This is a genomic window from Chryseobacterium gwangjuense, from assembly GCF_021311115.1.
Lineage (GTDB): Bacteria > Bacteroidota > Bacteroidia > Flavobacteriales > Weeksellaceae > Chryseobacterium > Chryseobacterium gwangjuense.
The window spans coordinates 193,087-208,510 of record NZ_JAJTNP010000003.1; the positions used below are offsets into that span (position 1 = coordinate 193,087).

Annotated in this window: 13 protein-coding genes and 1 pseudogene; 5 read left to right on the plus strand and 9 right to left on the minus strand. The window is 34.3% G+C overall.

Annotated features, from left to right (window positions below; all coding sequences use genetic code 11):
- Nucleotides 1–40 precede the first annotated feature (40 nt).
- Together LV842_RS07460 and LV842_RS07465 are read right to left on the minus strand one after the other, a co-directional pair.
- Nucleotides 41–1,705, minus strand: coding sequence for a GLPGLI family protein (locus LV842_RS07460; RefSeq protein ID WP_233110828.1), 1,665 nt, complete (start codon nucleotides 1,703–1,705; stop codon nucleotides 41–43).
- Between the two features lie 163 nt (nucleotides 1,706–1,868).
- Complete coding sequence (locus LV842_RS07465) at nucleotides 1,869–3,074, minus strand: RsmB/NOP family class I SAM-dependent RNA methyltransferase (RefSeq protein WP_233110829.1); 1,206 nt, start codon at nucleotides 3,072–3,074, stop codon at nucleotides 1,869–1,871.
- A 163-nt stretch (nucleotides 3,075–3,237) separates the two neighbouring features.
- Between LV842_RS07465 and LV842_RS07470 the strand changes: the two genes are divergently transcribed.
- A complete protein-coding gene (locus LV842_RS07470; RefSeq protein WP_039364616.1) occupies nucleotides 3,238–3,570 on the plus strand; it encodes a zinc ribbon domain-containing protein YjdM in 333 nt (110 codons plus the stop codon).
- A 220-nt stretch (nucleotides 3,571–3,790) separates the two neighbouring features.
- On the opposite strand, the gene LV842_RS07475 is transcribed toward LV842_RS07470, so the two are convergent.
- Nucleotides 3,791–4,726, minus strand: a complete 936-nt coding sequence (locus tag LV842_RS07475; protein WP_233110830.1) for a sulfate/molybdate ABC transporter ATP-binding protein — start codon at nucleotides 4,724–4,726, stop codon at nucleotides 3,791–3,793.
- 82 nt (nucleotides 4,727–4,808) lie between these two features.
- On the opposite strand from LV842_RS07475, the gene LV842_RS07480 reads away from it, so the two are divergent.
- A complete protein-coding gene (locus tag LV842_RS07480; RefSeq protein ID WP_233110831.1) occupies nucleotides 4,809–5,468 on the plus strand; it encodes a YceI family protein in 660 nt (219 codons plus the stop codon).
- A gap of 130 nt (nucleotides 5,469–5,598) precedes the next feature.
- Nucleotides 5,599–6,609: a phenylalanine--tRNA ligase subunit alpha gene (gene pheS / locus LV842_RS07485; protein ID WP_233110832.1), complete on the plus strand. Its 1,011-nt coding sequence runs from the start codon at nucleotides 5,599–5,601 to the stop codon at nucleotides 6,607–6,609.
- 102 nt (nucleotides 6,610–6,711) lie between these two features.
- Here the strand turns inward: pheS and LV842_RS07490 are convergent, their stop codons facing one another.
- Entirely contained in the window at nucleotides 6,712–9,141 is a 2,430-nt protein-coding gene (locus tag LV842_RS07490) for a DUF5916 domain-containing protein (RefSeq protein ID WP_233110833.1), read from the minus strand.
- A 194-nt stretch (nucleotides 9,142–9,335) separates the two neighbouring features.
- The gene (locus LV842_RS07495; RefSeq protein ID WP_233110834.1) at nucleotides 9,336–10,106 is read right to left on the minus strand and encodes a DUF3108 domain-containing protein; all 771 of its coding nucleotides are present in this window, start codon (nucleotides 10,104–10,106) and stop codon (nucleotides 9,336–9,338) included.
- 153 nt (nucleotides 10,107–10,259) lie between these two features.
- Between LV842_RS07495 and LV842_RS07500 the strand changes: the two genes are divergently transcribed.
- Together LV842_RS07500 and LV842_RS07505 are read left to right on the plus strand one after the other, a co-directional pair.
- Nucleotides 10,260–11,315, plus strand: coding sequence for an NAD(P)/FAD-dependent oxidoreductase (locus LV842_RS07500; protein WP_233110835.1), 1,056 nt, complete (start codon nucleotides 10,260–10,262; stop codon nucleotides 11,313–11,315).
- A 12-nt stretch (nucleotides 11,316–11,327) separates the two neighbouring features.
- Complete coding sequence (locus LV842_RS07505; protein WP_233110836.1) at nucleotides 11,328–11,657, plus strand: 2Fe-2S iron-sulfur cluster-binding family protein; 330 nt, start codon at nucleotides 11,328–11,330, stop codon at nucleotides 11,655–11,657.
- Nucleotides 11,658–11,716: 59 nt separating this feature from the next.
- Here the strand turns inward: LV842_RS07505 and LV842_RS07510 are convergent, their stop codons facing one another.
- From LV842_RS07510 to LV842_RS07525, 4 genes and pseudogenes are all read right to left on the minus strand, one after another.
- Nucleotides 11,717–12,079: a hypothetical protein gene (locus tag LV842_RS07510; RefSeq protein WP_233110837.1), complete on the minus strand. Its 363-nt coding sequence runs from the start codon at nucleotides 12,077–12,079 to the stop codon at nucleotides 11,717–11,719.
- A 65-nt stretch (nucleotides 12,080–12,144) separates the two neighbouring features.
- On the minus strand, nucleotides 12,145–14,298 hold the full coding sequence (locus tag LV842_RS07515; protein WP_233110838.1) for a prolyl oligopeptidase family serine peptidase: 2,154 nt from the start codon (nucleotides 14,296–14,298) through the stop codon (nucleotides 12,145–12,147).
- Between the two features lie 45 nt (nucleotides 14,299–14,343).
- Nucleotides 14,344–14,703 (minus strand): annotated as a pseudogene (locus LV842_RS07520) (LOG family protein); the annotation flags it as partial.
- Nucleotides 14,704–14,851: 148 nt separating this feature from the next.
- Nucleotides 14,852–15,412, minus strand: a complete 561-nt coding sequence (locus LV842_RS07525; RefSeq protein WP_233110839.1) for a DUF6705 family protein — start codon at nucleotides 15,410–15,412, stop codon at nucleotides 14,852–14,854.
- Between the last annotated feature and the right edge of the window lie 12 nt (nucleotides 15,413–15,424).

The window sequence follows — 15,424 nt, forward strand, 5'->3', positions numbered from 1 at the left end:
TTTTACCTTCTTGCAAGAATCCTTGCAAGAAGGTTTTTTTTTATTCGTTACCCAATAAAACTCCTGAAACATTCCATGAACTGAAGCTTGTTCCTTCGGTAGGACCTTGTGGAATTTTCACCTGAATAGTATGCTTTCCGGCTTTTAAATCTCCAAGCTGAATAAAATTAGGGTTGGTAATTGTTCCGGGACACCAGTTTGATCTGCTTAAATCTGATGATGAAAGTCCATCCGGAAAATTACCCGAAGCAGGATTATAAAGTCGATAAGAACCGCAGTCTGATCTCCAAGGTACAAAAGAGAAGGTCATTTTCCCGTCAAGGAATATAGAATTGGCTTTAGGAACGAATTCGTCGCCGTTTTCCCAACCGCCATGACCTGTTGTGATGTATCTCAACTGAGCATTTTTCAAATCTTTTTTTAAGGTGAATTCTACCCATAATCCTTTGTCCTGATTGAACATGGTGGAATAATCCTGTCCCGCCATTTCCATAATATTTAAGGTATTGAATAATGGAATAACAGTATTGTTTTTATTGACTGTTTGATCGCTTTTATGAATCGTAATTTCCAGACTTACTTTATGACCTCCTTTGTCATAATTTCCGATGAATGTACCAATCCACAGCTCCTTTTCAGATAAAGATGGTTTCAGCTCAGTAATGTCCTGACGATAAGGACTGATGGTCTGCCAGTTTTTATCTTTTAGCTGGATATGATTGAATTTATTAATTCCGAAAGCCGTAAAAAATCGCATCATTTCAATAGCCGGATTATAATTTTCTGTGGCAGTTACACCATAATATTGTTTCCCGTTTCCGTTGTCATAGACAGGAAGTGTTTTTGCTCCTTTTTCCAGTCCGTCAAAAAAAGATTGTGATTGATCTTGAGGAACAAAGAAAACAGTTCCGGTTCGGTCGTAAGCATCTCCGTTTGATTGCTGTTTTAATTCAGCGAAAATATTTTCTCCTTCACTAATTTTTGGAAATTTAATTTTTTTAAGAATGATGGTTCCGTTGGCAAATCTTTTAACATTTTCATCAGATTTTGAGGCATCGGAAAAGTTGATGGTTTCATTATCGAAGACCTTTAACGTTGTAAATCTGCTTTTCCACAAAAGATCTCTATACCCTAGTTGATCTGTAGAGCTGATCGAACCTTTAAGGATTTTATCAATATCGGTTTTCTTAATTTTTTTAATGGAATTTGCTGTGATTACAGAATTTTTATTCCTTTCAATTTCTAAAACAAAACCTAAATTTTGCCCTATTGTGGAAGGTCCGCCCTGGATTTTTAAATCATTCGTGTACCAAACTTCAATGGTGTTTGAATTGATTTTAGTTACTGCTTTTTTACAGTTATAACCTAAGATTTTTTTGGTTTCGTTGGTTAATTCAAAATTCTGTTTTCCAACAGATTCTGCATCAGAAGCTGAAATCGTTTCATTGGGTTTTAAAAATGCATAAGAAACAATGGTGTTGGATGGCTTTTCAATCTTGGTGAGTTCAAATGGGAAATCTGCTTTTTGTTCCCGGATTTTATTGTTTAATATGAAATTTTCTTTTTCATTGGCCCAAACTAATGTTGGAGATTGTTCTGTTAAAACTTTTCCGTTGGATGAACTGATATATTGCACTTCATAAGTCTGAGCAAAAGAAAAACAGCATAGGAAAGTAAAAAAACTTAATAAAATTCTTTGATGCATAATGAAATCGGGTTTTTCACAAAGATAAATTTTAATTTGCAGAAGATTATTCTTTGTGAATTTTATATCTCTATTAGTATTGAAAATTTAGAAATGTTACGATTAAATAAAAAAAAACTACTCCAAAAAATAGAGTAGTTTATATATTGTATGTTCGTTTATCTTAAGAAACTCTTTCGATCAAAGCCATGTAGAATCCGTCGTAGCCTTCGCTTGGCATTACTTTTTCGTCTTTAATCATTTTGAAATTCGGATTGTTTTTAATGAATTCGTCAACCTGTAAATTGTTTTCAGAAGGTAGAATAGAACATGTTGCATATACCATTTTTCCTCCTTTTTTAAGCATTTTAGAATAATCCTGAAGAATCTGCTGTTGCTCTTTTTTAATTCTATCGATAAAGTCCTGATCGATTTTCCATTTGCTGTCCGGATTTCTTTTCAATACTCCAAGTCCTGAGCAAGGAGCATCAATAAGTAATCTATCCGCTTTTTCGTGAAGCCTTTTAATAACTTTATTGTCAGCAATCATGCGGGTTTCAATATTATGAGCTCCGGCTCTTTTTGCACGACGCTTCAATTCTGCTAATTTCCATTCGAAAATATCTAAAGCGATAATTTGTCCTTTATTTTGCATTAAAGCAGCTAAGTGAAGTGTTTTTCCACCTGCACCTGCACAAGCATCCACAACTCTTTGCCCTTCTTTTACATCAAGGAAATACCCGATTTTTTGAGAAGAAGCATCCTGAACTTCAAACAATCCTTCTTTAAAAGCGGTAGTAAGGAAAACATTCTTTTTCTCCTCCAACTGCACTGCATCAGGATAATTTTTGATAGGATAAGAAACTATATTTTCATCAGAAAGATCTGAAATAAGTTCTTTTGTCGTCGTTCTTAAAGAATTTGCTCTCAAAACTGTCGGGGCCTGCTCATTCAAAGCAAGCATTTCTTTTTCCCATTTTGGACCTAATTCTTTTTCCAACGTTTCAGCTAACCAGTCTGGAATAGAATGTTCTATTGCTTTTGTAGGAACGGTATTTTTTTTAAGTTTGGTTAAAATGTCTGCAATTTTGATCCCGTCGAATTCTTCAAATTTTTTATAATTGGTTTTGCTCCAAAGAAGATAGGCGATGATAAGTTTGTAGATGTTATTAGGTTTTACACCTTCACCCATATAGTATTCCAAACGTTTTTTCCAACGGATAATGTTATAGAAAATTTCAGAAACAACGGCTCTGTCCTGGCTTCCCCATTTTCTATTGGCTTTTAAAAGCCTTTCGATTACTTTATCGGCGTATTTATTTTTCTCGAAAAATGTTTCCTGTAAAGCATCGTGAATTCCGATTGCTAAGTTTCTGTGAATAAGTTCCATAAAATTGGGTTCTGCTATTTTGAATCTGCAAAAATACGAATTTAAGTTGAGATACGAGTTTCGTGTTTTGAGTTTCGGGCTTTCCTGTGGTTGATGTTGTTTAAATCCGAATCACGAAACTTGCAACTCGTTGTAAAATCTTACCTTTGCAAAAATTAAAAATATGAGTGATACTGTACTTTGTCCGAAATGTAGCTCAGAATTTACCTACGAGCAGGATGGTTTGATGGTTTGCAGCCAATGTTTCCACGAATGGGATCCCGCTGAGGCAGGAAATGATGACAAAATTTTAGACATCAACGGAAACGAACTACAAAACGGAGATTCTGTGATTGTAATGAAAGATTTACCTGTAAAAGGAGCGCCGAAACCGGTAAAAGCAGGAACTAAAGTGAAAAATATTCGCTTAAGACCAGATAGTGATCATAATATTGATTGCAAAATTGATGGTTTCGGAGCAATGGCTTTGAAATCAGAGTTTGTGAAAAAAGCATAAAAAAAAGGAAAAAATTGGACAGTGTAATCTTTCAAAGACTGATTGCAGGAGTGCTAATTTTGTCTTAAAGGCAGAAAGAGAATTAACCAAAAATTTCCTTATGCTGTGGAAATACAAATGTAAGAAAAGTTTAAATTCGATTCTTACGTTTGTATTTTTTTATTAAAATTTTAACAGTATAAGTCTAAGGAAATGTGTTGGTTATGAATTGGTTTTTGCTTTAGATAAACGAAATTTTGACAGAACCTATTAGTTTTTCATCCGTATACAGAACAATCTCCTTATTTCTGGTTTTAACTTTATTCCAATAATAATTTCCGGCAAATCTGCTTTCTAAAACTTCTGCTTCTATACCGTTTTCTGAAATGTTAATTTCTTTCGGGTAATAGGAGAATTTTTTGATATTGAAATCTGTGATTTCTGTTTCTGTAAAAATATTTACTTCGCCAAAAAGTTTAGCAACATAAGAATTGTAGGGGCTTCTGAAGGTTTCTTCCGGATTATCATTTTGAATTAAACGTCCGTTTTGCAATACAATAATCTGATCCAGCCACGGAATAATATCCTGAAGTTCGTGAGTGGAAATGATTAAAGAAATTTTATTCTGTTTTACGTATGAAAAAAGTTTTTCACGAAGCTCAATTTTTCTGGGAAAATCCAGATTACTGAAAGGTTCATCCAGAATAAGCAGTTTTGGTAAAACCGAAAGAGCTCTTGCAATGGCTACTCTCTGCTGTTGTCCTCCGCTCAGATATTTAGGTAGAACATTCGCATATTCTTCCAATCCGACTACTTCAAGAAGTTCTGCCACAGTTTCTTTTTTCTGAGTTAAATTGATATTGGATATAAATTTCCCGACATTTTCAGCTACTGTGGCGTAAGGCATTAAATCAAAACTCTGAGCAACAAATTTCATGTCAGCCTCTCCCGGAACGAGATTTCCTTTAGGACCCATCAGTTTTTCGCCGTCAAAAATAATTTCTCCGCTTTCCCAATCCAAAAGACCATACATCAAACTTAATAAAGTTGATTTTCCGCATCCGCTTTCTCCTGCCAATGCGATAATCTTACCGGCTTCAAATCTCAGGTTAAGGTTCTGAAACAGAGGTTTTTCTTTTGTATGTGAGAAGTATAAATTGTTTATTTCTAATAGCATAATACAAATGTAATGAAATGATATGTTTTAGGAAACAAAGAATATTTTTATTATATTAGCTGTAGTAATAAAATGTATGAAAATGAGAAAAAAGCTGTATCTACTAGCAATTCCGACTCTGCTGATTGCTTCAGTTGCAGTTTCTTGCAGCAAAGAAAAACCATTAACAAGTGAAAGCAATGAAATTGCAACGACTAAAGATGGGAATCAATTTATTCTGGATACTCTGAACAGCAGGGTAGAATGGAAAGGATATAAAATCTTCAAATCGGAAAGCACAAGCCATTTTGGAACGATAAAGTTTGAAAGCGGCGATGTTACCGTAAAAGAAGGAAAACTTGAAAGCGGAAAATTTGTTGCCGATATGAATTCTTTAACCTCTGTTGATTTAAAAGATGATGCAGATCAGTTGGAGAAATTAAACGGACATCTGAAAAGCGGGGATTTCTTTGAAGTAGAGAAATTTCCTACCGCTTCTTATGAAATTACTAAAATTGCACCTTCTGCAGAAGGGGATTATAATACTGTTTTGGAAGGGAATTTAACGATTAAAGGAATCACAAAACCGGTTTCGTTTAAAGCGAATGTTTCCGTAAAAGAAGGTATGGTAAGCATTGCTACCGAACCGAAAGATATAAACAGGGATGAGTTTGGGGTGAAATTCCAGGCACCTGCAGCCAATGGAGTGATCAAAGATGAAGTGACTCTCCAGATTAATGTGAAGGCTTTAGAAAAAAAGTAATTTTTTTATTTAAGTAAATAAGTGATTGAAGTCTGCCTCCGGAAAAGAGGCAGATTTTTTTTAACAGTTTAAGGAAAATTATTTCGTTGAAAAACCGTATTTTTGCAAAACATTTTGAAAGGGTAAAACAATGATAGAAAAGATAGAAGAATTACTAGTTGAAGTAAACGGCTTCAGTACCACATCAAAAGAAGAAATTGAAAACTTCCGAATTAAGTACAATGGTAAAAAAGGTATTCTGAACGATTTTTTTGAAAAATTTAAAGAAGTTCCGAACGACCAGAAGAAAGAATTTGGGCAAAAAATCAATACTTTAAAGCAAGCTGTTAATGTAAAGTTGGAGGATTTGAAAAATGCTTCAGAATCTTCTATTATCTTAGAAAAAGAAGATCTTACAAGACCTGCTTTTCCATTAGATCTAGGTTCTAGACATCCGATCAACTTGGTGAAAAACAGAATTATTGAAATCTTTAAATCAATCGGTTTTGCTGTAGCAGACGGACCGGAAATTGAAGATGACTGGCATAATTTTACAGCATTGAACCTTCCGGAATATCATCCGGCAAGAGATATGCAGGATACGTTCTTTATCGAACAGAATCCGGATATTTTGCTGAGAACGCATACTTCTTCGGTACAGATCCGTTATATGGAAGAAAATCAGCCACCGATCAGAATTTTATCTCCGGGAAGAGTATTCCGTAATGAAGCGGTTTCTTCACGTTCACACTGTATTTTCCATCAGATTGAAGGGTTGTATATTGATGAGAACGTAAGTTTTGCAGATTTGAAACAAACCATTCAGTTCTTTACCACTGAGCTTTTTGGAAAATCTAAGATCAGATTGAGACCTTCTTATTTCCCGTTTACAGAGCCAAGTGCTGAAATTGATGTATATTGGGGATTAAACTCTGAAACTGACTACAGAATTACAAAAGGAACAGGTTGGTTGGAAATCATGGGTTGCGGAATGGTAGATCCTGCTGTTCTGAAAAATGTAAATATTGATGCTGATAAATATTCAGGATATGCTTTCGGAATGGGTATTGAAAGAATCGTAATGCTTCTTTATCAAATGAGCGACATCAGAATGTTCTTCGAAAATGATATCAGAACTTTAGAACAGTTTAAAACATTATAAAAAATCAAACCTCCGAAATTTTCGGAGGTTTTTTGTTTTTAATTACTGACCTAAGAAACAAAACGTAATTAAAAACTGATTCATAAAAAATTACTGTGGTTATTAGCTTTTTATACTCTTTTTCTTCGTCCAGCTTTTCACACGATTGTAGTCTAAAAAGTAAGTGAGTTTTAATGAAAAGTTATTTACAGTAGGCTCACTGAAAAGCAGATCATAGTTTTTTGTCATATTTAATCTGGACATTTCAAGATAATTTGAAGTGGCATTTCGATACAAGAAAGTCAGCTGACTTCCCGGAGCAAACCACCATGAAAATCTTAAATCAACGTTCCATGCGTTATAAGTTCCGTTTAAATTTCGGTCAAAAAGATTGGTTTCAGTTAAACCTCCGTCCTGGTTTAACGTGTAAAACTGTTTATAGGTAACGTCTGAAAAATAATGTCTGAATGTTAAGGTAAGAGCCGTTTTTTCGTTGAATGTATATTTAGAAGTTAAAGCATTTTCGTACGTGTTTCTCTGTCTTCTTCCAATGAAAATATCGGTGTCTTTTTTTCCTGTAAAACCGGTTTCATTATTACTGAAACTTGGGTTGAAACTCCAGTTTACATTAAATTTATCTGAAAATCGATAGCGTAGCCCAAAGTTGGTAATTACCTGGTTTCTTCCTTTCTCATCAAATGCATAATAATCTATGGTAAAATTATACTGTAATTTTTTTCTGCTGTCACTTTCAAGCCAAATCCATGAGTCGAAGTATCCGGGAACTTTAAGATGTCTTCCAAAAGTACGGGGTTCATAAATATCATTCTGACCAAAAGGTGTAAATTCAATCCCACCACCGAAACTTCTAAAATTTTTATCTGTAAAACTATTATTGTGATTAAAAATAAAATTCTGGAAGATAAAAGGTTCTAATCTGTGAAAATAATTCAGATTAAAATTCAGATATATATTATTGAATGTTTTTGTAGGTTTCAAGATTCTGTAACCGTACCAAGTGTTATAATTGGCAAAATTGGTTTTGGTTGAAAATCCTACGTCATTAATATCCCAATCTTTTGTCGTCAGGTTTCCAACGAAGTTAAAACGGTGTTTTCCTGCAATTTTTTCCAGTCCAGCTTCGGCTTTTGTTCCGAATTTCGTTTCGCCATCCATTACCCAGCTTCCTTTCAGGCTTCCGAAAGTTTTATATGTGTTTTTCTTATTGTTAAGATCCCAAAGAAGACCTGTTGCATTAGCATCGCGAAAGTTTCCGTCCCTCGTAACGTTTGTATTGATCAATGATACAGAAGAATTTCCATTAAATCTCTGGTCAAAAACCAAGACATTATAATTCGTCCATGGTTCCACGACTTCCTTTCTGGTTTCTCCGGTTTCATGATTAAAAATAGTAGCTTCCATTTTTTGCGTAACTCCGTTGAAAAAACCGATACCCAATCCTTTTTTGGTTCTTCCCGAAATTTTAAAAGCATTAAATAATTTTACTTTTGCAGGATATTCAGTCACCTCTTCATTGTCATTGATTACAGGATAACGAGATGGTTCTCCGCCAACTCTTCTTGAATAAAACATTCCTCCTTTGCTGAATAATTCGGTTCCTTCGGTAAAGAAGGTTCTTTGTTCGGAAAACTGCTGTTCAAACGGGGTTAAATTTAAAATCGAATTATCAAAATTGGCCTGTCCGAAATCCGGAATCAGGGTCATGTCAAAAGTGAAAGCATCATTGATTCCGTATTTAACATCCATTCCGCCGTTAAAACTTGAAGTAGTTTTTCCGTCAAAACTGTTTACATAAGTGGAAAAATAAGGAGTGAAAGACAGTCGGGTTGGAGGATTAATGTTTTCAATTCCCTGTAAAACTCCGTCAAAAAGAGTGTAAGAGCTTTTTGCATTGTCTACAAAATTCCAGTCATAAGACGCTTTGATTCTCTGAATTCTTCTGAACATATTCATTCCCCATTCCTGAACATTATTCTTAGGAAACCTTAGTTCCGAATAAGGAATTTTTATCTCAACTGCCCAACCTTTTTCGTTGATTTTTGCACCACTGTACCAAATAGAATTCCAGGTATCATCTTCGCCATCAGTGGTGATTTTTGCATCAAACTGAACTCCAGCTGCTGTAACTACAAATTCTAAACTCTGCTGTTTATCATTATAGCCGTTCAAAGCAACACCAAAAAAATCATCATTGTTGATGCCGTCTCTTTCTGTTAACTCTTTAGCGATTTTATTTGGAGTGGGGTCATACATCTGTGCTCCGAAATAAACTCCGGTGTCATCATATAAAATTCTGACTTCGGTTTTTATTGAATCTTCCTGAGGTTTTCCGTTATTAGGATTTCGTTCAATGAAATTAGTTGCAATGGGAGCATTCTGCCATTCTGCATCATCAAGGATACCGTCAATTTTGGGTGAAGATGGGGTTTTTGTAATGAGTATTTTTTTTCTTACGATATGATCATCTTCCTTTTTCTGGGAATAAATGAAGCTGGAAAATAATAATAAGGTGATGAGTAATTTGGTTTTCATGATTTTTCTTAGGCTTATATATTCATGACAATCCAAGTTTAAAAATTATTACATAAGGTAGAGAATAAAAGTTGAAATTTTTCATTTTATCAGAAATTTGAAATGTAAATATTATTTGTTTATCAGTGGGGTAAAAATAGTTTCGGCTGCCCAAAGGGCAGCCGAAACTATTTTTATAGAAAACTAACACTATGTTATTTTACAAACTTTAAAGGATATTTTACATTTTTAAAATCATCAATACTTGCCTTCAAAGAACCTACTGCCAATTCTGCTTTTAGAAGCATAGGAATATGGTTGTAGTCATTGGAAACCCACATGGTAACGCCTTCTTTTTCTTTAAATACTCTGCCACTTTTTACAGATGGTATTATTTTCAGACAGTTGATGGTCCCGAATTTTGTTTTTAAATTCTCTGTACCCACTACTCTTAGCTGAAAGGGGAACATTTCATCATCAATCCATACATTCATATTGATAATAGTACCTGTTTTTAACTCAGCCGGGCTTTTACTTCTTAAATAATAAAAACAGGAAAGCATATCCTGAACCCCTTTTACTGATTTTATGACTTTAGAACCATTGGCAGGCGTTTTTTTATCTGTCAGGATTAAGGTGTTATTGTCATGATTAAAAGTGGTTTCAAAATGCTGGCGATAGCTTCCTTCTTTTACGTTTCTCACATAGAAGCTTGGTAATCCTGTATTGATATTAATATAACTTTCATATAAATCTTCTACTTTGAAAAAAGCTCTTACAGCTCCTGTCGTTTGCCCTGTTCCTTTTACATAAAGGTGGGGTGCCCCTTTATAAGTGGTATTTTGGGTGGTAAGAGTGGCACTTCCTGCATTCAGAAATCCGTAGTGAATTCTAAGTGTGATGGATTCACCGTTCGCGACATTATCTATTTGAGCAAAGCTCAGAGAGAATATAAATATGGTGAAAAGGTTTAAAATTTTCTTCATGATTAGACATTTACAAAAAGGTTGCCAAATTTTTTGCTTTATTTTTCTCACTATTTGACAAATCTCAGTTTTTTATTTAGACTGAATTAAATATGCTTCGCATTAAAATTAGTAAATTTGCAGCTACAAGTATAATTAAATTATCTTATTATTATGATAACGACCGATATATTGATCATAGGAGCAGGACCAACTGGGCTTTTTGCTGTATTTGAAGCAGGATTATTAAAAATGAAGTGTCACATCATCGACGCACTTCCTCAGCCGGGAGGACAATTGGCAGAGCTTTATCCTAAAAAACCTATTTTTGATATTCCGGGGTATCCGTCTGTAAATGCAGGTGAATTGGTGGATAATTTAATGGAGCAGATCAAACAATTCCAACCGGGATTCACTTTGGGAGAAACTGCAGTTTCTTATACAAAAGTAGATGATGAATGGTTTGAAGTAGTGACTAACAAAGGAACTGTTCACAGAGCAAAAGCAATTGCAATTGCAGGAGGTTTAGGAACTTTTGAACCTAGAAAGCCGACTATGGATAATATTGCTGACTATGAAGAAAAAGGTCTTGAATATTTCGTAAAAGAACCTGAACATTTCAGAAATAAAAGAGTAGTTATTGCAGGAGGAGGAGATTCTGCACTTGACTGGAGTGTTTTCTTATCCAATGTTGCCAGTGAAGTTACATTGATTCACAGAAGAAACGAGTTCCGCGGAGCTTTGGATTCTGTTGAAAAAGTTCAGGATTTAAAAAATCAAGGGAAAATTAAATTAATCACTCCTGCTGAAGTTACGGCAATCAAAGGAGATGGAAAAGTTGAAGCGATTACTGTTGCTGTAGACGGTCAGGATCCTTACGATATTGAGACAGATTATTTTATTCCATTATTCGGATTAACTCCAAAATTAGGAGAAATCGGAAACTGGGGATTGAATATCGAGAAAAATGCGATCGTTGTAAATAACGCATTAGATTACCAAACGAACATCGATGGAATCTACGCTATCGGTGATATCAATACGTATCCAGGAAAATTAAAATTGATTCTTTGTGGTTTCCATGAAGCGACTTTGATGTGTCAGAGTGTGTACAACAGACTGAATCCAGGTAAAAAATTCGTATTGAAATATACAACAGTAAGTGGTGTAGATGGATTCGACGGAAGTAGAAAAGAAGCTGAGAAAGCAGTTGTGAAAAAAATTGACTAATTTTGCAAAATTATGTCAGATATTAATATAAAAATCACCGACAGAGAAGGTGTAACGCACGATATTGTAGCTCCTACGGATATGTCCATGAATCTCATGGAAATTATCCGCTCTTATGAATTAGCAGAAGAGGGAACTATAGGAGTTTGCGGAGGAATGGCGATGTGTGCTTCTTGTCAGGTCTACGTGATCAATGATCCGGGACTGAATGTAATGGAAGCTGAAGAAGATGCAATGCTAGCAGAAGCTTTCCATGTGAAAGATAACAGCAGATTGGGTTGCCAATTGCATATCGTTCCTGAAATGGAAGGACTGGAAGTGGAAATTGCTCCTTATCCTTAGACGAATTTATTTAAATGATAATAAAAAACCTCCCGAAGATTTTCTTCGGGAGGTTTTGTTTATTTAGATGGACATTTCCATTCGTGAGTAATTATTGTATCTGGTTTTACTATTTTAAAGAATGCCTCTCCTTCATTTTTTATAAAATAATCGCCGGGTTTCATTTCGTCTTTATAAAAATTCCACCACCTATTATAGTGATTGCATTCACAAGGCTCATTAGTTTCGGGATTTGTTCCTAAAATTTTAAAAGGTCCAAAATTTTCTATCGAATCTATCTTTATTGAACATTTTTCATGTTTTAATGTTTCTCGAAATTCATTACAGTCGGTTTGAGGAACAATTAATGGGACAATAACAAATATTGTTAAAAATGTTATACCGACTCCAAGCATTTCTTTATTTACATTGTAAATATTCATGACAAAAAAATTCAACTTATTATATGAACACAAGCTTTTAAATACCTGAAAGGCTTTTGTTTATCTTAATTTTTCGAAGGCTGAAAATTCGGATGTCCAACCTGCCACAATGCAAAAGAAAAAATATCTGCATATTCTTTGAAAATAACATCATAATCGCTTGTAAAGTGTCCATTGTCGTAATTTGCATACAATACAACAGGTTTTTTAGAAGCTGAATTATTTTGTAAGATTGCCGCAAATTTACCTGGCATCCAAGGAACCACTCGGGAATCATTCATACCTACACGTACAATTACGGCAGGGTATTTTACTCCTTTTTTTACCTTGCTTTGAGCATCCATTTCAATCAGATGCTTTGTGTCTTCTTCATTTTTTAATGTTCCGATTTCCGGTATCTGGTTAGGTCCGTTTGCTGTTATTTCTGTTCTTATCGCATTGGTTAACCCAACTTCAGGAATTGCAACTGCATAAAGATCCGGTCTTTCGGTAATCGCTCTTCCGATAAGAATTCCGCCTGCGCTTACTCCATTTCCGATTAATTTTGAAGGAGAAGTATATTTTTGGTTAATCAAATACTCTGTACAGGCAATAAAATCTTTCCAGGTGTTTGGTTTGGTTGCTTTCATTCCTGCTTCGTGCCATCTTTCACCCTTTTCTCCGCCACCTCTTACGTGAGCCACGGCAAGGATAACGCCTTGTTCCAATAATACGGAAAGTCTTGCTGAAAAGCGGGGTTCATAAGAAAAACCGTAACCGCCATATCCTGTAATATAAGCCGGATTATTCCCGTCCATTTTCATGTTTTTAGGATAAATAATAGAAAGCGGCACCATTACACCGTCGTGGCTTTTCACTTCAACTTCTTTTACAGTGTAAAGCGCATTATAATCAGGATAATTGGTCTCAGAATTAAGGTATTTGCTTTTTATGATATCTCCCTTTTCCGGATTGTATTCATACGTTGTTAAGGGAGTTAGCCAATTGACATTATTGCAGTAAATATTATCATTTTCTCTCTGGCTGAGTGATAACGAACTATTAACTCCGGTTGGAAAAGCAACTTTTTTTCCTTCCAATGTATTGATATTTACCTGATACTTATCTCTCACGATACCGTCTCCTAAAGAATAGTAAAGGTAATTTTTAGAGTTGTGAATACTGATAATTACGTTGTTATTGCTCTCAGGAACGACTATTTTAGCATTCTTCAAATCAGGTTTTGAAAGACTTGTAAGGGTTATTTTGTAATTCGGAGCATCTTTATGGGTAAGCAGGAAAAGCTTGTCACCGGAAATAAACACATCCGTAATGTCATCTGAAGGTTTTACAATTTGCCTCCATTTTACTTTTTTATTTTTTAACTCTGAATAGGGAGCAACAAAAATCGGGCTTTCAGATTTTACGGAGCTTAATCTCAGAACAATATATTTATAATCATCGGTAAAATAGACACTTGTAAATTGTTCGGTTAAAGCATTCAGTTCCGGATATTCTTCTCTTGAAGCGAGTATTTTATCTGTTTTTGTATCCGTTCCTATTACGTGAAGCATCGCTTTCATATCTTTTAAAAGCATGTTGCTGTTAGGATCTGAAGTACTCATTTTAGTATACAAAATACCTTTGTCGTCCTGTGTAAATTCAAAAGCAAATTCGCTCCAGATAGGTCCGATCTCATCATTAAGAAGTTGATGAGTTGTGAGATCCAAAATCCTTAAAGTACAAATTTCACCACCTGATTTTGATAATAAAATGGCAATTTTCTTGGATTTAGAATCAACCGCAAAATTGGTGATCTGAGTATCCTTACCAAGCGTTTCAGGGTCGAAAATCAATGTTTCTTTTCCGGAAGAAAGATCTCTGGAGTATAATTTGGAAAGGTTTTCACTTTTCTTGGTTTTGGTATAAAAATAAGCATTTTGTCTTTGGAATATGGCGTCGAAAGAATCACCGTTCATTTCCTGTACCTCCTTCATACGTTTGTACAGATCTTCACGGTGTGGGATTTTATTAATAAGACTATGACTAAAATCCGATTGGGATCTAAACCATTTCTCTACTTCAGGGTTTTTGATATCTTCCAGCCATCTGTAGTTGTCTGTGATTTTGGTGCCGAAATAATCATCAACAACTGTTTTTTCGGGAGTTGAAGGATAATGATATTGCGCAGAAATTATTTGACTTAAAAATAATCCTGCAGTCAGAAAAATATTTTTCATTTTATATTTCTTTTATGTGTGAAAAATTTTAATACTGCAAATGTACTAAACTTCACCTTTTGAAATCCATTTTCCAACAGTCGGAGCTTGATAATTTTTCATCATTGCCAACAACTCATCAACAGTATCACTAATCAGTAACATATCTCTGTTAATGGATTTTAAAAATCCTTTATCAACCATGGTTTGAACAAGCTTTATCAGGTCGTTATAAAAACCGTCAATATTTAAAACAGCAATGGGCTTTTGATGAAGTCCGAGTTGCGCCCAGATGATCATTTCGAAAAACTCTTCCAAGGTTCCGTAACCTCCCAGAAGAACAATCACGCCATCACAAAGGTCGTTCATTTTAGTTTTTCTTTCGTGCATGGTTTCTACTAGAATAAGCTCAGTTGTATTATTATATGTAGAGGCAAAGAAATTAAATGCCAACTTTCATTTTCATCACATTATTTAAGAAAATGTTAATCAATTATATTACATACAAATCCTTAAAAATTAATTTAATCAAACGTCAGCAATCAACATTATTGTTTCCCCTTTAATAATTAATTTATTGCTTTGTTAGAACAATACTCTTTGGCAGCGGATCTGGAAATGGATTAGAATTATAAAATGAACAATCTGAAGTAATAATATCAGTCGTATCAGAAAATTTCCAATTTAGCATTGTCTTTGATTGGTCTGTAAAATTAATCATTATTAATCCATTCATATCGCAAATATCAGGATCTAAATATCGTAAAGAATATTTTGTACTACTTTGGGAGAATATTTTCCCCCCAACAATTTTAGCATCACTATCAGAAACTGATGTGTTATCAAATAACACCAATCCGTTTAAATTAGTAACCTTAAATTTACCTATTAATACATCCATGTAATATGGATTATTATTCAAATGAGTAAAATATTTTTTAATCTTCTTCAAACTTAGATTAAAAATTTTTCCATTCCACTGTCCAGTCCATGTACCTTCATATGCTAATAACTCATCATCTAAATCTTTTATATAAGAATCTGAAGGTACTGTAGAATAAGTTCGTAATGGATAGGTTTGTGCTTTGCAAGATGTTGCTAGTATGAATAATATAAGTAATAATATGTTTTTCATAATTTAAATTTT